Here is a 24,126-nt window from a genome sequence, read left to right as displayed (position 1 = left end):
GATCCGTTCGGCATGGGAATTGCCTTTCTTGTCATCTCGAACCCCGCTGCGAAAAACCGGTATGACGATTGAAACTCTCAGCGACACCTTGTCCAGTCCGACGCTCACGCCGCAGCCGAGCTTCCGCGTGCAGACCTGCGTCGCGCACGATGCCGACGAGCAGGCACGCAATCTCCATGGCTGGAGCCAGACCTACGACCAGTTGACCGCAGGGTGTTTTGTCGGCGGCCTGACGGAGTTGTGCCTCGATCACATGCAGGTGTTCGTCGAAACGACCAGCCACACGTTGCGGCAAACCTGCGAAGTACAAAAGGACGCGTATTGGTTCGGCATTCCGACTTGCCCCGCGGGTTCGGGCCGTATCGACGCGCAGGTGATCGCCGGCGACGCACTCGCGTTTCGTCCGGGCGGCATCGAATTCGAACTGCTGACTTCGGCGGGTTATGAGATTTTCGGCGTAGTGGTCAAAGGCGAAGTGCTGCGCCGTTACGCGGCGGAAGTCGAGCGCGTCGGGCTGGCCGATCATGTGCCGAACACGCAGGTCGTGCCGATCGGCGTGGCTCGCAAGCAGCAGTTGTGTGCCACGCTGCGTCAGTTACTCGATGATGGCGCGGCGCGCGGCACGCCGCTGTCTTCAGTCGCGCGCAACAATCTGCAGGCGTCGGTGCTGGCATTGCTCTTCGACGTCGGCGCGTTGCCTGCGTCGGAGCCGGTTGCGATGCCGACCCGTCCGCGCCGTCAGGCGATCGTGTCGGAAGCGCGCGACTATGTGCTGGTCAATCGCGAGCGGGCAGTGAGTGTGCCGGAGTTGTGCGAGCGACTGCATGTGAGCCGGCGCACACTGCAATACTGCTTTCAGGACGTGCTGGGCATGGCGCCCGCCACGTATCTGCGCGCGATTCGCCTGAATGGGGCGCGGCGCGATCTGTCGAATGCGTCGCGTGAATCGCGCTCGGTGCAGGACGTCGCGGCGGCGTGGGGCTTCTGGCATCTGAGCCAGTTCGCAACCGACTACCGGAAGCTCTTCGGTATGCGGCCTTCGGATACGTTGAAGGCGGCGCTCGGCGCACATCACGATCAGATCGCGGATGAGCGCTCGTTCGCTCATTGACTTCAAGGCAGGCGTCGAGCCGTCTCTGCCTGCGAGCGTGCACTCACTTGCGCAACAAGCGCAACCCATTCGCCACCACCAGCAGACTCGCGCCCACATCGGCGAACACGGCCATCCACATCGTGCCCAGACCGGTCACGGCCAGCACGAGGAAGACGCTCTTGATGCCGAGCGCGAGCGTGATGTTCTGCACCAGCACCGAATGCGTCGCCTTCGACAGGCGAATGAACGACGGAATCTTGCGCAGGTCGTCGTCCATCAACGCGACGTCGGCGGTTTCGATTGCCGTGTCGGTGCCCATCGCGCCCATCGCGAAGCCGATGTCCGCCCGCGCCAGCGCGGGCGCGTCGTTGATGCCGTCGCCGACCATGCCGACCGTCGCGCCGTCGTTCGACCACTGGGCGACTGCGTTCAGCTTGTCTTCAGGCAACTGATTGCCGCGCGCTTCGTCGATACCGACCTGCTGCGCGATCGCGGCGGCGGTGTGCGGGTTGTCGCCGGTGAGCATGGCCGTGCTCACCCCGAGCCGCTGCAATTCGGCGATGGCGGCGCGGCTCGTCTCCTTCACGGTATCGGCGACCGCGAACAGCGCGAGCGCGCGTTCGGCGTCCACTAGCATCACGACGGTCTTGCCCTGGGTTTCGAGCGCGTCCAGCCGCGCTTCGAGCGACGCGGAACAGCGTCCGAGTTCTTCGACCAGCCGATGATTGCCGAGCCAATACGACAAGCCGTCGATCTCACCGCGTACGCCGCGTCCCGCGAGCGCCTCGAAGGCGTCGACGGTGACGTTGGTGATGCCGTCCGCCTTCGCTGCCGCCGCAAGCGCCATCGATACGGGGTGATCGGAGCGCCCCGCCAGGCTCGCCGCCAGCGTGCGGCAACGGACGGCGTCGATCTCGGCGAGTATGTCGAACTCGGTTTGCACGGGCTTGCCGTGCGTGATCGTGCCGGTTTTGTCGAGCGCGAGACGGGTCAGCTTGCGGCCCTGCTCGAGATAAGCGCCGCCCTTGATCAGGATGCCTTTGCGGGCCGCCGCGGCAAGACCGCTGACGATGGTCACCGGCGTCGATATGACGAGCGCGCACGGGCACGCGATCACCAGCATCACCAGCGCCTTGTAGATCCACGCCTGCCACGACCCGTCGAACAACAGCGGCGGCACGATAGCCACGGCGAGCGCGATGACGAACACGATCGGCGTATACACGCGGGCGAACTGATCGACGAAGCGCTGCGTCGGCGCTTTGGTGCCTTGTGCTTCTTCGACGGCGTGGATGATGCGCGCGAGCGTCGTGTTGCTCGCCGCGGCGGTGACGCGATAGTCGAACGAGCCGGTCTGGTTGATCGTGCCGGCGAACACCGCGTCGCCGACTGCCTTGTCGACCGGCAGGCTTTCACCGGTGATCGGCGCTTGATCCACACTCGAGCGGCCGGTCACGATTTCACCGTCGAGCGCGATCCGCTCGCCAGGCTTCACGCGGACCACCGCGCCGATCGCGACGGCCTTGAGATCCATTGACCGCCAACTGCCGTCGGGTTGCTGCACGCTCGCCTGTTCGGGCGTGAGTTGCATCAAGCCCTGGATCGCATTGCGGGCGCGGTCGAGCGACTTCGCCTCGATCAGTTCGGCGATGGTGAAGAGCACCATCACCATCGCGGCTTCCGGCCATTGCCGCAGGATCAGCGCGCCGGTCACCGCGATGCTCATCAGCGCATTGATGTTCAGGTTGCCGTTGCGGATCGCGAGCCAGCCCTTCTTGTAGGTCGTAAGGCCGCAGGAGACGATGGCGAGGATCGCCAGACCCGCCGGCAACCAGGCCGGCGCGCCGAGCCAGCCAGCGGCCTCTGAGCCCGCCGCAGCCACACCGGCGAGCGCCAGCGGCCACCACGGCTTGGACGGTGCGTGCGGCGCTGCCGTGGGCGCGGCGTCCGGACCGGCGCCCGCCAGTTCGGGCGTGAAGTCGAGCGAACGCAGCGCGGCGAGAATCGAGTCGAGCGCCTCCGGCGCATGGACGACCGTCAAGACGCGCTGCATCAGGTTGAATTCCATGCTGCGCACGTGCGGCATGCGGCTGAATTTCTTGCGGATCAGCGCTTCTTCGGTCGGGCAATCCATCTGCATGATGCGGATGGCGGTGCGCATGTTGCTGCCGATGGCTTCGGATGGCGGCAATGGGATCGGCGCGGCTACGGCAGCGGCTGTTCCTGTTCCGCAGCACGCCGAGTCTGCATCACTGTGGGCGTGCGCGTGGCGGTGGCCGTCATGGGCATGGTCGTGAGCATGCGCATCGTGGCCATGTCCGCAGTTCGCGTCGTCATGAGCGTGAAGGTGCCCTTCGTGCCCGTCCGCACGGGTTCTCGCCCGTTCGAGGCGGTTGGCTTCGGCGTGGTCGGCTTGAGGCATGGTGGCTTCCTGGTTCGATTTGTGGTCTAGTAAACACCTTGAAGCCACTACAAGGTCAAGGCCGCCATCCGGAGGGTCCATGAAAATCGGCGAATTGGCAAAAATCGCCCATTGCACGACCGAAACCATCCGTTTCTACGAGAAAGAGGGCTTGTTGCCCGAAGCGGAGCGCACTGAGGCCAATTACCGCAGTTACACGGCGAAGCACGTCGAACGGTTGCGTTTCATCCGCAATTGCCGCGCGCTCGACATGACCCACGACGAAATCCGTGCGCTGCTGCGTCTGACGGACGCACCGGCGGACGGCTGCGGCGGCATCAATGCGTTGATCGACGAGCACATCGCACACGTCGACACGCGCATCGACGAACTGAAGCAACTGAAAGCGCAATTGACCACGCTGCGTGAGCAATGCCACGGCGAACAGGCCGTGGAAGACTGCGGCATCGTGCAGGGTCTCACCGACATGGATGTGAGCGCGCCGCGTGCGCGGCATACGCATCTGGGTTGACGTGCTTTAGCCGCCGCCACCCTGGCGGCAACCGCCCCATTCACGGCCGGGCCGTTCGTACGGCTCGCCGGATAAACAATCGAATCCAGTTGGAGAATCAACGTGTTTACCTGTAGAAACCAGTCCTGCGAAGCGCAGTGGGAGCAATCGGACGTCGTCATCAAGAACGAAGGACAGGGCCTCCTGTTCCGTTGCCCGATGTGCGGCGCGCGCAATTACGTCGAGCGTTTCGACGGGGACGATGGCTCGGTGCTGTACGAGCAGATCGAAGGCCGTCCCGCCACCGGTCCTATGGCCGAATAAGTCTTTTGCCCTTTGCCGCCTTTAGCCGATAGCGAGCCATCACCCTATGAACAGTCCCATCACCGCCGGCGCGCCGTTTAGCGAGCTACCGCTGCCGCCCGCGACGCTCGCCAACCTGACGCAACTCGGTTACGTCGAGATGACGCCGATTCAGGCCGCGAGTCTGCCAATCGCGCTCGCCGGCCACGATCTGATCGCCCAGGCGAAAACCGGCAGCGGCAAGACCGCGGCGTTTTCGCTGGCGCTGCTGGCGCGCCTCGACACGCGCAACTTCGCCGTGCAGGCGATGGTGCTGTGCCCCACGCGCGAACTCGCCGATCAGGTCACGCAGGAAATCCGGCGCCTTGCGCGCGCCGAAGAAAACATCAAGGTGCTGACGCTGTGCGGCGGCACGCCGATGCGTCCGCAAACGGCGAGTCTCGAACACGGCGCGCACATCGTGGTCGGCACGCCGGGCCGTATCATGGACCACCTCGAGCGCGGCAGCCTGCCGCTGCAGTCGCTCAACACGCTGGTGCTCGACGAAGCGGACCGCATGCTCGACATGGGTTTCTTCGACGATATCGCCACCGTCGTCAAGCAATGCCCGAAAGAACGGCAAACGCTTCTGTTTTCGGCGACGTATCCCGAAGGCATCGTCAAACTGAGCCAGCAGTTCCTGCGCAATCCGAAGGAAGTGAAGCTCGCCGAGCGGCACGACAACACCAAAATTCGTCAGCGCTTCTATGAAGTCACCGAAGACGGACGGCTGCATGCCGTTGGTCTGTTGCTGAATCACTATCGTCCGGTGAGCACGCTGGCGTTCTGCAACACCAAGCAGCAGTGTCGCGATCTGCTCGACGTGCTGCGCGCGCAAGGTTTTCATGCGCTCGCGCTGCATGGCGAACTCGACCAGCGTGAACGCGATCAGGTGCTGATCCAGTTCGCCAACCGCAGCTGCTCGGTGCTGGTGGCCACCGACGTCGCCGCGCGCGGTCTCGACATCGCACAACTCGAAGCCGTGATCAACGTCGACGTGACGCCGGACCCTGAGGTGCACGTGCACCGCATCGGCCGCACGGGCCGCGCCGATCAGGACGGCTGGGCGCTGAGTCTGGCGAGCATGAACGAGATGGGCCGCGTCGGCAGTCTCGAACAGGCGCAAAAACGCGAGGTCGAGTGGCACAAGCTGTCGGAACTCACGGCGGCGAGCAATGAGCGACTGTTGCCTCCCATGGAAACGCTGCAGATTCTCGGCGGCCGCAAGGAAAAGATCCGTCCCGGCGACGTACTCGGCGCGCTGACCGGCGAGGCGGGTTTCGCCGGCTCGCAGATCGGCAAGATCAACGTGACGGAAATGTCCACCTATGTGGCGGTGGAGCGCAGTGTCGCGCGTGAAGCGTTGCGCAAGCTCAGCGCCGGCAAGGTGAAGGGCAAGAAGGTCAAAGTCCGCCTGATGGACGACGCCTGATAAACGGCGAGGCCGGTCGCGAGCGCTCCACTTGCGGCCGGCCGCATCACATAACGTCATACCTCTGCAGTTTTCCACGCTCCTCGCACAGCCGCGTTTCTTCCCCGAAAGTACCGATCCGGCCGGCTTTGCCCGTGGCGGCGCGCCTTCGCGTGAGCCATGACGTATACGCATGCCGCGCATGACAAAGTTTCGATTGTGACGGTTCTTTGGCTGATGCCTAATCACCAAACCGGAAGGGACCGCCGCGCAGTTGGCCGTTCCGTGAATCCGCTGCCGGATGGAGAAAGGGAGAGAGCCTTATGCAGAGCGCCACGCAAGCCCGCTCGAAGTTGCCTGACGTAGGCACGACGATTTTTACCGTGATCGGCCAACTGGCCGCTCAGCACGATGCGCTGAATCTGTCGCAAGGCGCGCCGAATTTCGCGCCGGACGCCAAACTGATCGATGGCGTCGCCCAGGCCATGCGCGCCGGTCATAACCAGTACGCGCCGATGGCCGGCATCGCTGCCTTGCGCGAGGCACTCGCCGACAAGGTCGCCACGCTGTACGGCGTGCGCTACGATCCGGCCAGCGAAGTCACCGTGCTCGCCAGCGCAAGCGAAGGTCTGTATTCGACGATCAGCGCATTGGTGCATCCGGGCGATGAGGTGATCTACTTCGAGCCGTCGTTCGACAGCTACGGCCCGATCGTGCGGCTGCAAGGCGCCACGCCCGTTGCGATCAAGCTGTCCTTGACCGATTTCCGCGTGGACTGGGACGAGGTCGCCGCCGCGATCACGCCGAAGACCCGCATGATCATCATCAACACGCCGCACAATCCGACGGCGACCGTGTTCAGCGAAGCCGACGTCGAGCGCCTGAAGGCCATTACGCGCAACACCGATATCGTGATTCTCGCCGACGAGGTGTACGAACACGTGGTGTTCGACGGCGCGAAACATCAGAGCATGGCTTGCCATTCCGAACTCGCGGAGCGCAGCGTGATCGTGTCGTCGTTCGGCAAGTCGTATCACGTGACCGGCTGGCGCGTCGGTTACTGCCTCGCGCCCGCCGCGTTGATGGACGAGATTCGCAAAGTCCATCAGTTCATGGTGTTTTCTGCCGATACACCGATGCAGTACGCGTTTGTCGATGCATTGGCCAATCGCGAAAGCTACCTCGGCTTATCCGCGTTCTATCAGAAGAAGCGCGATCTGCTCGCGGAAGCACTGCGCGATTCGCGCTTCGAGTTGTTGCCGAGCGAAGGCAGCTTCTTCATGCTCGCGCGTTTTCGTGGTTTCTCCGAGGAAAGCGACAGCGATTTCGTGCTGCGCCTGATTCGCGATGCACGTGTTGCGACCATTCCATTGTCGGCGTTCTATACCGATGGTACGGACTCCGGCTTGATCCGCCTGAGTTTCTCGAAGGATGATGCGACCTTGATCGAAGGCGCGCGTCGTCTGTGTGAAATCTGATCGGGAAGGCGAAGTCTGCACGCGGCGGCTGCATTTTTGAACGCAGTATGATCGTCGCGCGGTCACGCATCAGCGCGCCGCGGGGCGGCGCGACAACAGAATCGAAGGGAAAGGGATCTGCTATGAAATTGCTCAAGCCTCTTTTGGCGCTGGCCTGTGCATTCGCGTCGCTCGCGGCGTCGTCTGCCGCGAGCGCTGCCGAACCCTCGACGCTGCGTTTCGGCCTCGAAGCGCAGTATCCGCCGTTCGAATCGAAAGGCCCGAACGGTGAGTTGCAGGGGTTGGATATCGACGTCGGCAATGCGGTTTGCGTCGCCGCGAAAATGACGTGCAAATGGGTCGAGACCTCGTTCGACGGCCTGATTCCCGCGCTGCAGGGCCGCAAGTTCGACGCGATCAATTCGGCAATGAACGCGACCGAACAACGCCGTCAGGCGATCGATTTCACCACCGTCGTGTATCGCGTGCCGACGCAGTTGATCGCCAAACGCGACAGCGGTCTGCTGCCGACGCCGGCTTCACTGAAGGGCAAGCGCGTGGGCGTATTGCAGGCGTCGATTCAGGAAACCTTCGCGAAGACGCATTGGGAATCGGCGGGCGTGACCGTCGTGCCATATCAGGACCAGAACCAGGTTTATACGGATCTCGTGGCGGGCCGCCTCGACGCAACGCTCGTGCTGGCGCCGGCCGGCCAGACAGGTTTTCTGTCGAAGCCGAGCGGCAATGGTTACGCCTTCGTAGGTGAACCGGTGCGCGACGACAAGATCCTCGGCAGCGGTATTGCATACGGGATTCGCAAGGGCGATACGGCGCTGCGTGACCGCTTGAATGCGGCGATCGCGAAGGTGCAAGCCGATGGCACGGTGAAGACGCTGGCTGCGAAATATCTCGGCAACATCGACGTGACGGCGAAGTAGTCTTTCGCGCGTGTCTGCACCCTCCGCGTTGTTCAGGTTGTTCGTGAGTTTGCTTGTTGATGGTGCGTTTGACGGCTACGATACGTAGGCCTCGCTGCGGCGAGGTCTACGCAAACATCGGAGAACGCGCGGATGAGCGAAGTCACGGAGGCGGCAATTCAGGCGAAAAGCGCTTCTGCGCCGCGGTTCTGGCGCGATGATGCGTTGCCGTTCATCGAGGTGCGTTCCATTGAAGATGGTCGTGACGTCTGCTACGCCAAACACTCGCACGAAACGTTTTCGATCGGTGCCGTCACGGGTGGGCGCAGCGAGTATCTGAATCGCCACGCACGTGAATGGATCGGCGCGGGCGTAGTCGTCATGATGAACCCCGACGACGTGCATGCGTGCAATCCGGTAGCCGACGAGCGCTGGTCGTATCGCATGATGCATGTCGATGTGGCATGGCTCACGGGCTTGCAACACGAGCTGGGTTTCGGCGAGAACCACGCGTTTCGCGCGTTCTCGCAGACCATGACCAAGGATGCGGAACTGTTCGACGGCTTGAACCGGCTGCATGCGGTTCTCGTCGACCGTGACGCCGATATGCTGCGCAAGCAAAGCGCGGCCATCACCTTTTTCTCCGAAGTACAAAACAGGCTGAATCCAGCGGTCTTGCCGGATCACGACGCGAGCCGCCAGCTCACACGCGCGGCAAACCCTTGCTGGGCGCCGGCGCTGAGCGCGACGACATTCACCGGGCCTGGGGAAATGGAACTGGCCAGCGCGAAGGCGGCCATGGAAAGTAAAGCGGTCATCGGATGCCTCGATACGGATGCGCGCAGGATTTGCGACGGTCAACGGTATCGGGAGGAGGGGCGGCGTGTATTGAAGGAAAGTGCTATGACGGCCCGGATCGTTGCGATTCCGGGCCTCGCAATCTTAGCGATGGGTGATGCGGCACCACTGGTAAGGGAAGACGCCTTGGCCGACATAGGCTCGGTAAGTGATGCAGGAGCTGACGTCGATGGTGAAGCCATGCCGCTCTAACGCGGGGCGCGATTGTTCGATCAGTTGGGCATTTTCCGCGCGTATGTCGCGCACATCATCCTTCCGAAGGTCGAGTCGGCACATGCGTTTGTCGGCGGCGTTGGGCGTCCATTGCAGGCTCGCGTGCAGGTGCAGGCGATCGATCGCGGTTTGCATCGCGTTGCAGCCCTTTACGCTTTGCGTCAGGCCAACTGCGTTTGCGATCCGATCCATCTTGGCCACGTTCTCGATGCGCCAGTTATATCTGCCCTCGACGATCGCGTACGTAGGACCGCCGCGAGAACGCACAATGTCCGCGATGTGCTGATCGAACTGAGGCGAGAACGGAAAGCTGCCGTCGATCTGTGTGAACGCGACCGACGCGGGAAAGAACTGCACGATCCAACCCCAGGGCGGATCCCCGCCGACGATAACCGCCGTCGTGCTCTGCGGACTTTCGAGCGCGGGCACGTCGGCACGGTAGGCCGCGCTTGCCCAGTGCTCATGCCCCCATGTCTCGACACCGCCGGCCACGACGACCAAGGTTGTGACGCCAAGCAACCATGCGGCGACCCGCCGTGCCGTCAGATACGGTAAGAGTCGATCGAGCAGCAGATACGCGACGAGCGGAGTCAGCGTTTCGATCGGAACGACGTAGCGGTAGATGCTGAAAACGATCATCCACAGGAAATAGCCCAACGCCACGAAGGTGACGACGTAGACCGCTCGCCAGTTCAGTCGGCGCGACGGAACCCGTCTGCGCACCATCTCTGCGAACCGGGTAGCGGCCAGCATCCAGAACAGCACGTACACCACCGGCCAGATGATCTGATGCAGGCGCGCTTGTCCGACGCGCTTCGAATCGAGCGCAAAGATGAACGGCCAGAGAACGTATTCGAGCGCGGTTTTCGGCAGCCACGATTGATCCGCGACGCCGCTCGGCGGGGTGAGCGGATTGGGGAATATCGAGCTGAACTGCGGAAAGAATGGGTTGCCGAACGTGTGCCACATCACGGCCATCCAGTAACCGCTCGCAGCAAGCAAGCCGGCGAGCGCGCCCACGCCGAACAGGAACGCGGCGCGCATCCGTGCGAACGGACTTGCCGGCAACAGCAGCAGCCCTGCGCACAGGGCGACAGCAAACGGCGCATTGGTCAGCTTGAGGCCCATGCCGAGGCCGACGAGGAGGCCCGCGCCGACCAGAGCCGCAGCAGCGGCGGCCGACCACGTCGTCAACCTGTCCCATAGATTCAGGACGAGCAGCAGCGAGGCGAGCACGAACAGCGTGGTCGTGTCGTCGCCCATGGAATTGCCGAAACCGGAAAGAAAATTCGCTGTCAGGATGCCCGCTGCGGCGAGCAGCAAAGGCGTGCGGTTCGCGTCTTCGGGTGCGAGCTCGGGCAACGTTCGCCGGATGATCGACAGCAGCAGCACGAAATTGAGGCCGTGCAGCGCGCCCATGATGAAGCCCACCAGCGGCGCGGGAAAAGCCCGATTCAACGCGTAGTAGAAGACATCGAGCATCGGATTGAAGTAGGTCTGCATACCGGCGGGCGCGAAGTCGGTGTGCAGCTTGTCGTTCAGGAACGCGAAGCCGTTGTACTGGTGGTAGTTGAAGCCGTCCCAGTTACGGTCCTGGCCGAGGAAAAGCGACCACAGGCCGAATAGGATCGGCACCCACATGCGCGCGGCGGTTGTCAGGCGAGGGTCGTTGAGATCCCAGGACAAGGCTCGTCGCCAGAAGGAGCGGGAGCGGACAGGGCGGTTGGTTGTGTTCATGTTTTTATCGTTGCTTGAGAAGCCAAGGCTTTGCGCCGATCGAGTTGATGGCGAGGCCAGCCGACACGATATCGGAAGCCGGCTGCGCAAGGGGCGGCCTAAACAATGCCTACACGGCGCCCAGAACGCAAAAAGCCCGGTCGCAAGGACCGGGCTTTCTGCTTTGAATCTTTGGTGGGGCGTGAGTGACTCGAACACTCGACCTACGGATTAAGAGTCCGCTGCTCTACCAACTGAGCTAACGCCCCCAACAGAAGCGAAATTATGCAGAAATTTTTTGAACTTGCCAAGTCCCTTTAGCAGATTTCTTAAAAATATTTGCATCCGCGGCCCAGAGGCATTCCTCGATGGGCGCGCTGTCGTGAAAAAGGCGCTGCCTGCATCGTCCCGGTATCATGTCGCGGACACCTTGCCGCACGAAGCCTCGCGCGGCTTTCGACCGGGGACTGCCATGGATGACAAAGAGATTATCGAGTTGCTCGACCGCATCCTCGCGCCGTGGGTCCGTGCGCTCACGCTGACGCCGGTCAAGGTCGATGAGGAAGGCGCCACGCTTCGCCTGCCGTTTTCGGGCGGGCTGCGTCACGCGGGCGGCGTGATCTGCGGCCAGGTCTTCATGGCCGCGGCGGACACGGCGATGATCGTCGCCATTTCAGCGGCACTCGGCGGTTTCAAGCCGATGAGCACCGTCTCGCTCAACATCAATTTCATGCGCGCGGTGCGTAAGGGCGACGTGCTGATCACCGCCCGCGTGCTGCGCATGGGCCGCAATCTGGTGTTCGGCGAAGTCGAATTATTCGACGAAGCCGGCAACATGGCCGTTCACGCCACCACCACCTACGCACTGCTCGACTAAAACGGGCCAGAGAGCCGCATTAGAGGAAAAAACCAGGATGTTCGATCAGGTCGTATTCGCCGGCGGCGGCAATCGCTGCTGGTGGCAGGCGGGTTTCTGGGACGTGATCCAGCCGGAGTTGCGAATCCGGCCGCGCGTCATCACCGGCATTTCGGCCGGCGCCGCCACCGCGTGCATGCTTTACACACGCGATTCCGACTGGGTCATGCGCTATTACGAAGACGCGCTGCGTCACAACACCCGCAACGCCTATTGGGGCAATTTGCTGCGCGGCGAGTCGGTGTTTCCGCATTACCGCATCTACCGTCAGGCGCTGCTCGACATCTACGGTGAGAAGTTTTCGACGCTCGCCGATGCGCCGGAAATCCGCATCGGCGTATCGCATCTGCCGCGCTGGCTCGGCGCGCGCAGCGCGGTTGCCGCGGGCCTGATCGCATACAACATCGAAAAATACGTGCGCAAGACGCTGCATCCGACGCTCGGTCAGACGCTTGGCTTTCATCCGGAATTCGTGCGCGCGCAGGATTGCGCGAGCGTCGAGGATCTGGCGGATCTGATCCTGCAATCGTCGAGTACGCCGCCTTTCACACCGGTTTTGCGGCGCAACGGCCGGCCGGTGCTGGACGGCGGGATGGTCGATAACGTGCCGGTCGGCGCGCTCGACGCCGAGGCGCCGGGCAACGTGCTGGTGATGGTCACACGCCTTTATCCGCGGCCGCAGATGTTCGTCGTGCCGCACGGCGTGCAGCAACGGCTTTACGTGCAGCCGTCGCGCAAGGTGCCGATTTCCAGTTGGGATTACACGAGCCCCTCGCAGATGGTGCACGCGTACAACCTCGGCCGCGCCGATGGCGAGATCTTCCTGGAACGCGTGCCCGATCTGCTGGAAGCCGGTGCGCACGAAGCGGCGCGATGAATTGACTGGCGACGGCGCGGACCCAAACGGCGACAACCGCGCCGCACGAATCCGCTTGGCGCTTGCCGCAAAGAAGCGCGGCGTTTTTAACGCCGCCGGCCGCCCTGCAAAGCTTCAGGATTCGCCACGCTGCTTGTATCGCCAGCGTCGAAAGCCAGAATGTTTTTGAATGCCGCGGTGAAATACTGCTCGTAGCTTTCGCGTTCCACATAGCCGATGTGCGGCGTGCAGATCACGTTCTCCATGCGCAACAGGCTGTACCCCTGCAGAATCGGCTCGCTTTCGTAGACGTCGATCGCGACCATGCCCGGACGGTTGTGCGATAGCGCATTCACCAGCGCGTTTTCGTCGAGCAGTTCGGCCCGGCTCGTGTTCACGAGCAGCGCGGTCGGCTTCATCCGCATCAGGTCTTCCTGCTTGACGATGCCGCGCGTGTCGTCGTGCATGCGCAAGTGCAGCGACAACACGTCGCTTTGCTCGAACAGTGCCTCGCGGCTCTCCGCCACGCCATAACCGTCGGCGCGAGCCGCTTCGCGCGAATGCTCGCGTCCCCAGATGAGCACGTTCATGCCGAACGCCTTGCCATAACCGGCCACCAGCCGGCCGATCTTGCCGTAACCCCAGATGCCCAGCGTCTGGCCACGCAATACCTGGCCCAAACCAAAGTTCGGCGGCAGCGCCGACGTCTTCAGGCCGGACTGCTGCCAGGCTCCTTGCTTAAGGTTTGCTACGTATTGCGGAATCCGCCGTTGGGCCGCCATGATGAGAGCCCACGTCAACTCGGCAGGCGCGAACGGTGAGCCGGTGCCTTCCAGCACGGCAATGCCGCGCTCCGTACAAGCGTTCAGATCGATGTGGGTCGAGACTTTGCCGGTCTGGCTGATCATGCGCAAATGCGGCAATTTATCGAGCAGTTGGGAGCTGATGCGGGTGCGTTCGCGAATCAGGACGAGGGCGTCGACTTCGGAGAGACGGCTTGCCAACTGGCCGAGACCGCGGACGGTGTTGTTGAAAACCTTGACCTCATGGTCGGCCAGCAATTGAAAGCAGTCGAGCTTACGAACGGCGTCCTGGTAATCGTCGAGGATGGCAATCTTCATGGTATGTGTCTTGCGACGCACCTTGGTGGTGCGGAACGGAGTGTTATGCTGACTGTCCCACCATGTGACCTAGGTCACATGCCGGTCTGGCTGAATGCCTTACCGTAGTAGCTACCGCACAGAATGGCAGCGCCACGGAAAGGCCGATTGACATCGTTTTTAACAGTTTGTTGCGTGTTGAGGCAAGCCGCTTTACAGACGGTTGCAGACAACCGTCGGCGGCGTCTCCGCTCAACAGGCTGTGTAGCCCGGAACGACCTGCACAATTGTGCGTCGGGTGGCAGGAACCCGGCGTGAAGAATTGAATGCCTCTCGCATGCAGCGTCTCTGGGCTTGTACCGTTTTTTCTATTGCTTTTCAAAACGGAGACAAGTCGATGAACCACCCCTCATTCGAAGGACAGCCCACTATCGAGGCGCCCGCGTGGGTCAAACACCGAAAGCTGCTCGACTGGGTCCAGCGCGTTGCCGCGAAGACCAAGCCGGATCGGATCGTCTGGTGCGACGGTTCGCAGGAGGAATACGACCGGCTTTGCGCGCAGATGGTCGAAGCAGGCACGCTCAAGAAACTCGATCCCGCGAAACGTCCCAATTCTTATCTCGCATGGTCCGACCCGTCCGACGTGGCGCGCGTCGAAGACCGCACCTTCATCTGCTCGCAGCGTCGCGAAGACGCGGGTCCCACCAATAACTGGATCGCGCCGGCCGAAATGCGCTCGACGCTCGACGGCCTGTTCGAAGGCGCCATGCGTGGCCGCACCATGTACGTGGTGCCGTTTTCGATGGGCCCGCTCGGTTCGCCGATCGCGCATATCGGCGTCGAATTGAGCGACAGCCCGTACGTGGTCACCAACATGCGCATCATGACGCGCATGGGGCGCAAGGTGTACGACGTGCTCGGCGAAGACGGCGAGTTCGTGCCGTGCGTCCATTCGGTCGGCGCGCCGCTCGCGGCCGGCGAACAAGACGTGCCGTGGCCGTGCAACGACACCAAATACATCGTCCACTTCCCTGAGTCGCGTGAAATCTGGAGCTATGGTTCGGGCTACGGCGGCAACGCGCTGCTGGGCAAGAAGTGCTTCGCGTTGCGCATCGCCTCGACCATGGGCCGCGACGAAGGCTGGCTTGCCGAGCACATGCTGATTCTCGGCGTGACCTCGCCGGAAGGGCGCAAGCATCATGTCGCGGCGGCGTTTCCGTCGGCGTGCGGCAAGACCAACTTCGCGATGCTGATCCCGCCTGAAGGCCTGAACGGCTGGAAAATCTCCACGATCGGCGACGATATTGCCTGGATCAAACCGGGCAAGGACGGCCGCCTCTACGCGATCAACCCGGAAGCCGGCTACTTCGGCGTGGCGCCGGGTACGAGCGAAAAGACCAACTTCAACGCGATGGCCACGTTGAAGGAAAACGTGATCTTCACGAACGTCGCCCTCACCGACGACGGCGACGTCTGGTGGGAAGGCATGACGGACGACGCGCCCGCGCACCTGATCGACTGGCAAGGCAAGGACTGGACGCCGGCCAGCGCGAAGGAAAGCGGCCGCAAGGCGGCGCACCCGAACGCGCGCTTTACGGCACCGGCCTCGCAATGCCCTTCCATCGACCCCGACTGGGAGAATCCGGCGGGCGTCGCGATCGACGCATTCATCTTCGGCGGCCGCCGCTCCACCACTGTGCCGCTCGTGACCGAGGCGCGCAACTGGGTGGAAGGCGTCTACATGGCGGCGACCATGGGTTCCGAAACGACCGCCGCCGCGGCCGGCCAGCAGGGTGTCGTGCGCCGCGACCCATTCGCGATGCTGCCGTTCTGCGGCTACAACATGAGCGACTATTTCGGTCACTGGCTGAAGACCGGCGAGCGTCTGGAGCAATTGAACGCGAAGCTGCCGAAAATCTTCTGCGTCAACTGGTTCCGCAAGGGCGCGGACGGCAAATTCGTGTGGCCGGGCTTCGGCGAGAACATGCGGGTGTTGAGCTGGATGGTCGGCCGGATCGAAGGCTCGGCTCAAGGTGAGGAACATGCGTTCGGCATGTCGCCGCACTACGAGGACATCGACTGGAGCGGGCTGAATTTCAGCCGTGAGCAGTTCGAGCAGGTCATTTCCGTCGACGACGCAGCCTGGCGCGCGGAACTCGCGTTGCACGCCGAGCTGTTTGACACGTTGCAGCAAGGCCTGCCTCCGGCGCTGACCGAGGCTAAACGCGCACTCGAAGGGAAACTCGCCGCCTGATCAGGTGAGTATTCACTTCGCACGAAAACCGCCTTCGGGCGGTTTTTTTCTTTGCGGTCCGATGCCGAATGGCGATTTTTTCTGATTCCGCAATGCCGGAGCGACCGTTCCGTCTGTTCGAACAAAAAAGACAGTTCAAGCTGCACTGCAGCAGATTGTTTCCCTTTAAGGAACAATCGATGGTCACGCCCCACATTGGGGAACACAGTCGCACAAATATCGACAATATTTCCGCTTTCGCGGGCAACTTCTGCACGATTTCGCGAGTCGTAGGAGAATTCCAAGTTCGCTTCACTGGTTTTCACTAATTGTCAGGAAGCAGTAACACGGCAGGAGTTGTCCTATGGATCATTTGCAGTCGATGCGAGTTTTCGTCAGAGTGGCGGATCTCGGCAGTTTTGCCCGCGCTGCGAGCGCGATGGATATTTCCAACGCAGTTGCCACCCGCCACGTTGCCGACCTCGAAGGCCGTCTAGGTACGCGGCTGCTCAATCGCACCACCCGCAGCTTGTCTCTGACCGAATCGGGTCAGGTTTATCTCGAGCGCGCGCGTCAGATTCTCGACGAACTGGAAGACGTCGAGCAGATGGTGGTCGCGCGTAATCACGAGCCCGTCGGCACGTTGCGAATCGTCGCGCCGGTCGTGTTCGGGCTGCACAATCTCGCGCCCGTGCTCCAGACGTACGCGGAGCGCTATCCGAAAGTCATTCCCGATGTCACGCTGGTCGACCGCCAGGTCGATCTGGTCGAAGAAGGCTTCGACGTGGGCGTGGTGATCGCGCGGCAAATGCGCAGCGCTAGCATCGTCACGCGGCGTCTGACCACGGGCTGCATGACCGTGTGCGCCACGCCGGCGTATCTGGAGAAACACGGCATGCCCACGCGTCCGGAGCATCTGCTCGAGCATCCGTGCCTGAGCCTGCCTTCCGAATATTGGGGTGACGAGCGCGTGTTCACCGGTCCGGAAGGCGAAGTGCGCGTGCGTCCGTCGAACGTGATCGTCGCGAACAACACGGAAATGCTGCGTCAGTTTGCGTTGCTCGGCATGGGCATCGCGATCCTGCCGAGCTACCTGATCGGCCGCGACATGACGCGTGGCAGGCTTGTGCGTCTGCTCGGCGACTATCGGTTGCCGCAGGTCGAGATCAACATTGCGTATCCGAGCCGCCGTCACTTGCCGGCAAAGGTGCGTACGTTCATCGACCATCTGGTTGAGCATTTCAGCCAGACGCCGAACAGCCTGCTGGGTGAACAGTGGATCAAGGAGGACGGCCTTGGCCGGACCGCCACGACGACGGCGCTCGATTCCGCGGATCCCATGCCGCCCGAAGCGTTCGACGGCGCTGAGCCGCTCTCACGCCTGCTGGACAGCGAGTTATCGCCGCTGCCGAAGACGCTGGCCAAGACGACGCCTCGCACCCGGCCCACGGCTTTGTCACCGCTGTAAGCGGTGGACTCATCAAGCCGGCAACGTCGTCGATAGGCGTTTTCCGGTGGACAAACAAAAGGCGCGGTCACTTTATGTGACCGCGCCTTTTTTTGTGCCAAGCGCCGGATGAAGCTGGCCGAAAGCAAAGCTACTTTTCGGCGGCCGGTTCGAGTTACGAGCCGGTCTTGCGTGCCACCGCTTTTTTGGCGGGTGCTTTCTTGGCCGCCGCGGTCTTGGCCGCCGGTGCTTTTTTCGCCGCCGCCTTCTTGGCTGCCGGCGCGGCCTTCACGGCCACCGGCGTTTCACCGTCCTCGGACTCCGATTCCGGCGCAGCCTTGGCAGCCGACTTGGCCGCCGCGGTCTTCGCGGCAGTCTTCGCCGACGGTTCCTTCTTCTCGAACTCGAAGCCGATCTTGCCGTCGTTCTGCTTGACCAGGAACGCCTTGAAGTTACGGCCGGTACGCGAAGACTTGAAGTTCGTCAGCAGATCCGTGCGGCCTTCTTCGAGGAGCTTGGCCATCTGCTCGCGGGCAATTTCCTGTTGCAGGATCACCTTGCCCGAGCGGAAATCGCAAGTCTTCGGATTGGCGACCGAGTTCTCGCAGACGTAGCTCATGCCGTGCTCGAACACGCGGCCCTTGCACTTCGGGCACGCGCCCACCGGTTGCTGATCGGAGAAGTCAGGCGGTTCGCCGTCTTCGCCGCCCGCATCCTGGCCGAAGTCGAATTCGAGCTTGTAGTTCTTGATCTCGTCATCGAGCGAGAGCTTCAGGATCGCTGAGAACGGCCGGCCCATCTTGCTGCGGAAACCCGACAGCGGCCCGATCGTCTTGTTCTGCAGCAGTTCTTCGACTTCCGGAATTTCGAACTGACGACCGCCCGGAATCTTCGAAATCGAGAACTCGCATTTGGAGCAGGCAAAGCGCCGGTAGTTTTCCTTTACCTGACCGCCGCAATTCGGACACGGTGTCTGCAACGTCGCGTAATCGCCCGGGATCGTGTCGGAATCGTACTCTTTCGCGCGCTTGACGATGGTCTGCGTCATGCGCGCGATTTCCTGCATGAACGCGTCGCGCGGCAGGTTGCCGCGTTCCATTTGCGACAGCTTGTACTCCCACTCGCCGGTCAATTCGGGCGCTGTCAGTTCCTTCACGCCGAGACCGCGCAACAGCGTCATGAGCTGGAAAGCCTTGGCGGTCGGAATCAGATCGCGGCCTTCGCGAATCAGATACTTTTCACCCAGCAGACCTTCGATGATCGCCGCACGCGTTGCCGGCGTGCCGAGCCCCTTGGCCGCCATGGCTTCGCGCAATTCGTCGTCTTCGACGAGCTTGCCCGCGCCTTCCATCGCCGACAGCAAGGTGGCTTCGTTGTAGCGTGCGGGCGGTTTCGTCACCAGCTGCTGCGCGGCGATCTTGTCGGTCTTGACCTTCTCGTCCTTCTGCACCGGCACGAGGTTCGCGTCTTCGCCGCTGATTTCGCGGCCATAAACCTGCAACCAGCCCGGTTCGACCAGCACCTTGCCTTCGGTCTTGAAGTGATGGCCGACAACTTCCGTGATCCGCGTCGTCACCTTGAATTCGGCGGCCGGGAAGAACACCGCCAGGAAACGCTTCACGACGAGGTCGTACAGCTTCTGTTCCGGTTCGGACAGATTCTTCGGTGCCTGCATTGTCGGGATGATTGCGAAGTGGTCGCTGATCTTCGAGTTATCGAAGATGCGCTTGTTCGGTTTCACCCAGCCCTTGTCGAGCACCTGCTTGGCGAACGGCAGATAGTTGTTGCTCTCCTTGAGCATGCCGAGCGTCTCTTTGACCGTATCCATATAGTCTTCCGGCAGCGCGCGCGCGTCGGTCCGGGGATAGGTCAGCACCTTGTGCTTTTCGTACAGCGCCTGGGCGAGGCCCAAGGTGTTCTTCGCCGAGAAGCCGAAGCGGCCGTTGGCTTCGCGCTGCAAGCTGGTCAGGTCGAACAGCGCCGGCGAGAGTTGCGTGGACGGCTTCGATTCTTCGGTCACCGTGCCGATCTGGCCGCGGCAGGCGGCGACGATCGTTTCGGCCGCGGGCAGCGCCCACAGACGCGAATCGCGTTTTTCCGGGTCGAACTCGTCGCGCTTGAACTTCGGGTCGAACCAGCGGCCTTCGTAGAAGCCGGCCGAGCAGACGAACTCCGCTTTCACTTCCCAATAGTCGCGCGGCACGAAGCGCCGAATCTTCTCTTCGCGCTCGACCACGATCGACAGCGTCGGCGTTTGCACCCGCCCGACCGTAGTCAGGAAAAAGCCGCCACCCTTGCTGTTGAACGCGGTCATAGCCCGCGTCCCGTTGATGCCGACCAGCCAGTCCGCTTCCGAGCGGCAGCGCGCCGCATCGGCGAGCGGCTGCATTTCTTCGTCGCTGCGCAGACGGGCGAAGCCGTCGCGGATCGCGCCCGCCGTCATGGATTGCAGCCACAGGCGCTGCACCGGCTGCTTGGCTTTCGCGTGCTGCGCGATCAGGCGGAAAATCAGCTCGCCCTCGCGCCCCGCGTCACATGCGTTGATCAGGCGGTCGACGTCTTTGCGCTTGAGCAGCTTGGTCAGCACCTTCAGACGCGACTCGCTCTTGGCGATCGGGTTGAGATCGAAGTGCGGCGGAATGACGGGCAGATTGGCGAAACTCCACTTGCCGCGTTTGACTTCATAGTCTTCGGGCGCGGCAATTTCCAGCAGATGGCCGACTGCCGAGGAAAGGACGTAGTCGTCGCTCTCGTAGTATTCGTCATGCTTGGTAAAGCCGCCCAAAGCGCGCGCGATGTCGTTCGCGACGGAAGGCTTTTCGGCGATGATCAGTGCTTTGGACATGACTCGATGTGAGGTTGGTAGATCCGGGTTGATGGCCGTGAGTGCGCTTCTGTTAGCGCGACCCTCGTTTGCGACCTTTGCGACCCATTAACGACCGCTTTATAGCACACGGCGCGAGACCGGCGTGTCAAGTGCCATAAAAGCGCGAAACCATAATTGCGTGCTCAGGCGTTGGGCAAGCAGCGGCAAACGCCTTGTGCACCGCTCGCAACGCCCGGGCCGCCGGGCTCGCAGGCCGGCGAGCCTGAATCAGGCGACCGCCAGCGCGGGCCGCAGTTTCGGCGCGCCGCTGACGCCCGGCACGGCCGTCAGATCAGACAACATCCGTTCCACAATCGCCGCCTGCGGCAAAACGGTGCCGAAAAAACGTGTCGTTACCGAGTCTTCGATCAGGATGGTCGGAAAATTCTCAACATCCAGGTCCTCGAACCGGTCCGCATGGGTCTCGATATCGATCCATGCGAAACAGATTTCCGGGTGCCGGTCGGCCAGCTTGTCAAAAGCGTCCCGATACTCACGGCAGGTTCCGCACCATTCCGCGCACAGGCAGGCAACGAACAGCGTGTCGGGTTCGTTGACGCGCTCGGCGATCCGGTCTTGGTCGGTGTCGAGGTTTAGCGCGGGCATGGTGGTTCCTTGCGTACTTTTGTCAGGTGCTTTGGCGCGAATGTAGCATGGCCGATCCCGAATGGTGGTCAACTCTGATCAATGCCGGGTCAACCGTGGCTCGTCCGCATGAAGCGGCCGCCGGGCAGCACGCTCACCTGGCCGGCGAGTTCGAGTTGCAGCAGGGTGGTTTGCAGAGCCGCGTCCTCCATCTCGGTGCGGGTGGCGAGAATTTCAAGCGTGGTGGGCGAATGTCCGAGCGCCGCGAGGAGGCGCTGTGCTTCCGGATTGACCGGCGGCTGGGACGGCAGGTCTCCCGCCGATGCTGCTGCTGAGTCTGCCGGAGAAGCTTCTGCCGTCTGCGTCGCTGCCAATTCCGGCCGATCCTTTGCACCGCTGGCTGCCGTCGTATTCCTTGAACCGGCACCGCCCCAAAGAACCGCATGTACCGAACTCGACGCCGCTCGCGGCGTTGCCCGCCGCGCAAAGCCCAAATCTTCCAGCACCTCATCGGGCGTTTCCACCAGCTTCGCGCCCTGCTTGATGATCCGATGACACCCGCGCGACAGCGGCGCGTGAATCGAGCCGGGCAACGCGAAGATATCGCGTCCCATTTCATTGGCGAGCCGCGCCGTGATCAGCGAACCGGAGCGCATCGCCGCTTCGACGATCACCACGCCGCTGACGAGCCCGGCGATCAGACGGTTCCGCTGCGGGAAGTTGGCGGCGCGCGCGGGCGTGCCGAGCGGCCATTCCGACAGAATCGCGCCCTGCACCGCGATCTGCCGCGCCAGCGCGTGATGTGCGGCCGGATACACGAGGTCCGCGCCGGTACCGATCACGGCGACGGTGCCGCCGACGCCCTCCAGCCCGCCCCGATGCGCGGCGCCGTCGATGCCGAGCGCGAGCCCCGAGACGACTGTGACGCCGGCCACCGATAGCTCCCGCGCGAATCGCTCCGCATCTTCGACGCCTTGCGGCGTCGCGCTGCGGCTCCCCACGAGGGCCACCGCTCGTGTGTGCAGCAGGTTCAACCGGCCCTTTATATATAGCAGGGGCGGCGGATCGGGCATGGTCAGCAGCGCCGGCGGGTAGGCGGGGTCGTCGAGTGTCACGACCTGGTTGCCGGGTTGCTCGCGCCACGCGATCACCGCGTCCAGTTGGGCGTCGAATTCGGGGCCCGTCGGCGCCAGCGCCGCGCGTGCCGCGGCTTCACCAGCAATCTCGGCGAGCGCCTCGGGCGTGTGATCGAAAATCGCTTTCGGCAATCCAAAAGCGCCCAGCAGCAAGCGCAGCGCGGCGGGTTTCAGCCCCGGCGCGAGCGCAAGCCTCAGCCATGCGGCGAGTTCAATATCGGTTGCGGGCAAGGTGTGCATTGCGTGTCGATCCTCGTGCAGGGCCAGCGGGCAGGCGGGCGCCATGCTAAAATTTTCATCATCCGAAATAACTGCAGCGCCGCGCCCACCCGCGCGGGCTCGTCGTTTAGCGCACGGAGCGCGTTGAATCGAACCGGTTCGACACCATCTATCCTCTGCGTAACGCGACGGGCTCACAACCTGGCCGAAAGGCCAACGCGAGCCTTCCACCGGTCAGCGGCGCCCGAAAATCACACTCGAGATCATGGCTTTACTGAATATCCTCAATTACCCGGACAAACGGCTGCACAAGATCGCCAAGCCGGTCGCGGAGGTCAACGACCGCATCCGCCGCCTCGTCAAGGACATGGCCGAAACCATGTACGGTGCGCCCGGCGTCGGCCTGGCTGCAACCCAGGTGGACGTGCACGAGCGCGTGATCGTGATCGACGTGTCGGACGACCACAACGAACTGCTCGCCTTCATCAACCCCGAAATCATCTGGTCGAGCGACGAAAGGAAGCTGTCGGAAGAAGGCTGTCTCTCGGTGCCGGGCATTTACGACAATGTCGAGCGCGCGGAGAAAGTGCGCGTGCGGGCGCTCAACGAGAAGGGCGAAACCTTCGAGATGGACTGTGAAGGCCTGCTCGCGGTGTGCATCCAGCACGAAATGGATCACCTGATGGGCCGCGTGTTCGTCGAGTATCTGTCGTCGCTGAAGCAGACGCGCATCAAGAGCAAGATGAAGAAGCTCGCCCACGCAATGTAATGCGCGTTCACCTCGCCTACCGCCCCCGTTCATGAGTCATTCGTTGCGCGTCATCTTTGCCGGTACGCCGGAGTTCGCCGCGGCCGCGCTGGCCGCGATCCACAGCGCCGGTTTCCCGGTGCCGCTCGTGCTGACCCAGCCGGACCGGCCCGCCGGGCGCGGTATGAAATTGCAGGCGAGCCCGGTCAAGCGCTATGCGCAGGAGCATGGTCTGGCCGTCGCCCAGCCGCCTTCGCTGCGCCGCGCCGGTAAATATCCGGCCGAAGCCGCCGCCGCGATCGATCAACTGCGCGCCACGCTGCATGACGTCATGGTCGTAGCCGCTTACGGCCTGATCCTGCCGCAGGAGGTGCTCGATATTCCGCCGCTCGGCTGTATCAACATTCATGCATCGCTGCTGCCGCGCTGGCGGGGCGCGGCGCCGATCCATCGCGCGATTGAAGCGGGCGACGCCGAAACCGGCATCACGCTGATGCAGATGGATGTCGGCCTCGATACCGGCGCGATGATTTCCGAAGCGCGCACCGCGATTTCCGTCGACGACACGACAGCCACGTTGCACGACCGCCTCGCGCAAGACGGCGCGAAGCTCATCGTCGAGGCGCTGGTCGAACTCGAGCGCGCCGGCAAACTGGCGGCAACGCCCCAGCCCGCGGACGGCGTGACCTACGCGGAAAAGATCGGCAAGCATGAAGCCGCGCTCGACTGGCGCCGCCCGGCGGCGGTGCTCGCGCGCCAGGTGCGCGCGTTCGACCCGTTCCCTGGTGGCGTCGGCACACTTGAAGACGGCACGTCGATCAAGCTCTGGGCAGCGGTTCCCGCCGATGCGCAAGCCAACCACGCACCCGGCACGATCACCGACGTCTCTCCCGAAGGCGTAGTCGTAGCCTGTGGCGAAGGCGCGCTGCGTCTCACGCAATTGCAGAAGCCCGGCGGCAAACGCTTGCCGGTGCGCGAATTCCTGGCCGGCTCGACGCTAGCCGTGGGGCAGCGCTTTCAACTTCCTGAAGCAAAGTAACACCGCTGTTTGTGGCTTGAACATCGTCCATTCGGCCGATGTTCAAGACCCCGCTGGACAGG

General features: G+C 62.8%; 19 protein-coding genes, 1 tRNA gene and 2 pseudogenes. 14 read left to right on the top strand and 8 right to left on the bottom strand.

Annotation, left to right across the window (positions count from 1 at the left end; genetic code table 11):
- Positions 1-61: 61 nt before the first annotated feature.
- The gene (locus PQR32_RS06480; protein ID WP_408223360.1) at positions 62-1,111 is read left to right on the top strand and encodes a helix-turn-helix domain-containing protein; all 1,050 of its coding nucleotides are present in this window, start codon (positions 62-64) and stop codon (positions 1,109-1,111) included.
- Between the two features lie 43 nt (positions 1,112-1,154).
- On the opposite strand, the gene PQR32_RS06475 is transcribed toward PQR32_RS06480, so the two are convergent.
- The gene (locus tag PQR32_RS06475; protein ID WP_408223475.1) at positions 1,155-3,233 is read right to left on the bottom strand and encodes a heavy metal translocating P-type ATPase; all 2,079 of its coding nucleotides are present in this window, start codon (positions 3,231-3,233) and stop codon (positions 1,155-1,157) included.
- Between PQR32_RS06475 and PQR32_RS06470 the strand changes: the two genes are divergently transcribed.
- The 7 genes and pseudogenes from PQR32_RS06470 to PQR32_RS42315 all read left to right on the top strand — a co-directional run.
- On the top strand, positions 3,120-3,545 hold the full coding sequence (locus PQR32_RS06470) for a hypothetical protein (protein ID WP_408223481.1): 426 nt from the start codon (positions 3,120-3,122) through the stop codon (positions 3,543-3,545). The genes PQR32_RS06475 and PQR32_RS06470 overlap by 114 nt on opposite strands.
- Positions 3,546-3,594: 49 nt before the next feature.
- The gene (cadR, locus tag PQR32_RS06465; RefSeq protein WP_132376438.1) at positions 3,595-4,026 is read left to right on the top strand and encodes a Cd(II)/Pb(II)-responsive transcriptional regulator; all 432 of its coding nucleotides are present in this window, start codon (positions 3,595-3,597) and stop codon (positions 4,024-4,026) included.
- Positions 4,027-4,128: 102 nt separating this feature from the next.
- A complete protein-coding gene (locus PQR32_RS06460; protein WP_310813412.1) occupies positions 4,129-4,329 on the top strand; it encodes a hypothetical protein in 201 nt (66 codons plus the stop codon).
- A 46-nt stretch (positions 4,330-4,375) separates the two neighbouring features.
- The gene (gene dbpA / locus PQR32_RS06455; protein WP_408223358.1) at positions 4,376-5,779 is read left to right on the top strand and encodes an ATP-dependent RNA helicase DbpA; all 1,404 of its coding nucleotides are present in this window, start codon (positions 4,376-4,378) and stop codon (positions 5,777-5,779) included.
- A 302-nt stretch (positions 5,780-6,081) separates the two neighbouring features.
- Positions 6,082-7,236, top strand: a complete 1,155-nt coding sequence (locus PQR32_RS06450) for a pyridoxal phosphate-dependent aminotransferase (protein ID WP_408223356.1) — start codon at positions 6,082-6,084, stop codon at positions 7,234-7,236.
- A gap of 122 nt (positions 7,237-7,358) precedes the next feature.
- Entirely contained in the window at positions 7,359-8,153 is a 795-nt protein-coding gene (locus tag PQR32_RS06445; protein WP_408223354.1) for an ABC transporter substrate-binding protein, read from the top strand.
- Positions 8,154-8,285: 132 nt separating this feature from the next.
- Positions 8,286-8,849: pseudogene (locus tag PQR32_RS42315) on the top strand (AraC family ligand binding domain-containing protein); the annotation flags it as partial.
- On the opposite strand, the pseudogene PQR32_RS42310 reads toward PQR32_RS42315, so the two are convergent.
- The 3 genes and pseudogenes from PQR32_RS42310 to PQR32_RS06430 form a co-directional block, all read right to left on the bottom strand.
- Positions 8,843-8,950: pseudogene (locus PQR32_RS42310) on the bottom strand (LysE family translocator); the annotation flags it as partial. The pseudogenes PQR32_RS42315 and PQR32_RS42310 sit on opposite strands and share 7 nt — an antisense overlap.
- A gap of 124 nt (positions 8,951-9,074) precedes the next feature.
- Positions 9,075-10,889, bottom strand: a complete 1,815-nt coding sequence (locus PQR32_RS06435) for a hypothetical protein (RefSeq protein ID WP_408223350.1) — start codon at positions 10,887-10,889, stop codon at positions 9,075-9,077.
- A 223-nt stretch (positions 10,890-11,112) separates the two neighbouring features.
- Positions 11,113-11,188: transfer RNA gene (locus PQR32_RS06430), tRNA-Lys, on the bottom strand.
- A 203-nt stretch (positions 11,189-11,391) separates the two neighbouring features.
- Between PQR32_RS06430 and PQR32_RS06425 the strand changes: the two genes are divergently transcribed.
- Entirely contained in the window at positions 11,392-11,796 is a 405-nt protein-coding gene (locus tag PQR32_RS06425; protein ID WP_408223348.1) for a PaaI family thioesterase, read from the top strand.
- 37 nt (positions 11,797-11,833) lie between these two features.
- Complete coding sequence (locus PQR32_RS06420) at positions 11,834-12,712, top strand: patatin-like phospholipase family protein (protein ID WP_408223346.1); 879 nt, start codon at positions 11,834-11,836, stop codon at positions 12,710-12,712.
- Between the two features lie 86 nt (positions 12,713-12,798).
- Here the strand turns inward: PQR32_RS06420 and PQR32_RS06415 are convergent, their stop codons facing one another.
- Positions 12,799-13,812 carry a D-2-hydroxyacid dehydrogenase family protein gene (locus tag PQR32_RS06415; RefSeq protein WP_408223344.1) on the bottom strand — a complete coding sequence of 338 codons (1,014 nt, stop codon included), beginning with the start codon at positions 13,810-13,812 and terminating at the stop codon, positions 12,799-12,801.
- Between the two features lie 376 nt (positions 13,813-14,188).
- Here PQR32_RS06415 and PQR32_RS06410 point away from each other — a divergent pair, with 376 nt between their 5' ends.
- On the top strand, positions 14,189-16,045 hold the full coding sequence (locus tag PQR32_RS06410) for a phosphoenolpyruvate carboxykinase (GTP) (RefSeq protein ID WP_408223342.1): 1,857 nt from the start codon (positions 14,189-14,191) through the stop codon (positions 16,043-16,045).
- Positions 16,046-16,388: 343 nt separating this feature from the next.
- Positions 16,389-17,492: a transcriptional regulator GvmR gene (gvmR, locus tag PQR32_RS06405; RefSeq protein WP_408223340.1), complete on the top strand. Its 1,104-nt coding sequence runs from the start codon at positions 16,389-16,391 to the stop codon at positions 17,490-17,492.
- 154 nt (positions 17,493-17,646) lie between these two features.
- Here gvmR and PQR32_RS06400 read toward each other — a convergent pair whose 3' ends face one another.
- The 3 genes from PQR32_RS06400 to dprA all read right to left on the bottom strand — a co-directional run bounded on the left by PQR32_RS06400 (position 17,647) and on the right by dprA (position 22,298).
- Positions 17,647-20,316 (bottom strand): DNA topoisomerase III, encoded by a 2,670-nt coding sequence (locus tag PQR32_RS06400; RefSeq protein ID WP_408223338.1) that lies wholly within the window; start codon positions 20,314-20,316, stop codon positions 17,647-17,649.
- Between the two features lie 249 nt (positions 20,317-20,565).
- Positions 20,566-20,943, bottom strand: coding sequence for a thioredoxin family protein (locus PQR32_RS06395; protein ID WP_012431377.1), 378 nt, complete (start codon positions 20,941-20,943; stop codon positions 20,566-20,568).
- A gap of 89 nt (positions 20,944-21,032) precedes the next feature.
- Positions 21,033-22,298, bottom strand: coding sequence for a DNA-processing protein DprA (gene dprA, locus PQR32_RS06390; RefSeq protein ID WP_408223336.1), 1,266 nt, complete (start codon positions 22,296-22,298; stop codon positions 21,033-21,035).
- Between the two features lie 244 nt (positions 22,299-22,542).
- Here dprA and def point away from each other — a divergent pair, with 244 nt between their 5' ends.
- On the top strand, positions 22,543-23,046 hold the full coding sequence (def, locus tag PQR32_RS06385) for a peptide deformylase (RefSeq protein ID WP_132376423.1): 504 nt from the start codon (positions 22,543-22,545) through the stop codon (positions 23,044-23,046).
- Between the two features lie 31 nt (positions 23,047-23,077).
- The gene (gene fmt / locus PQR32_RS06380) at positions 23,078-24,064 is read left to right on the top strand and encodes a methionyl-tRNA formyltransferase (RefSeq protein ID WP_408223334.1); all 987 of its coding nucleotides are present in this window, start codon (positions 23,078-23,080) and stop codon (positions 24,062-24,064) included.
- Positions 24,065-24,126: the final 62 nt, after the last annotated feature.

Source organism: Paraburkholderia dipogonis (genome assembly GCF_046027395.1).
Lineage (GTDB): Bacteria > Pseudomonadota > Gammaproteobacteria > Burkholderiales > Burkholderiaceae > Paraburkholderia > Paraburkholderia dipogonis_A.
The sequence above is the reverse complement of the archived record's forward strand: the minus strand, read 5'-3'. Positions and strand labels throughout refer to the sequence as shown.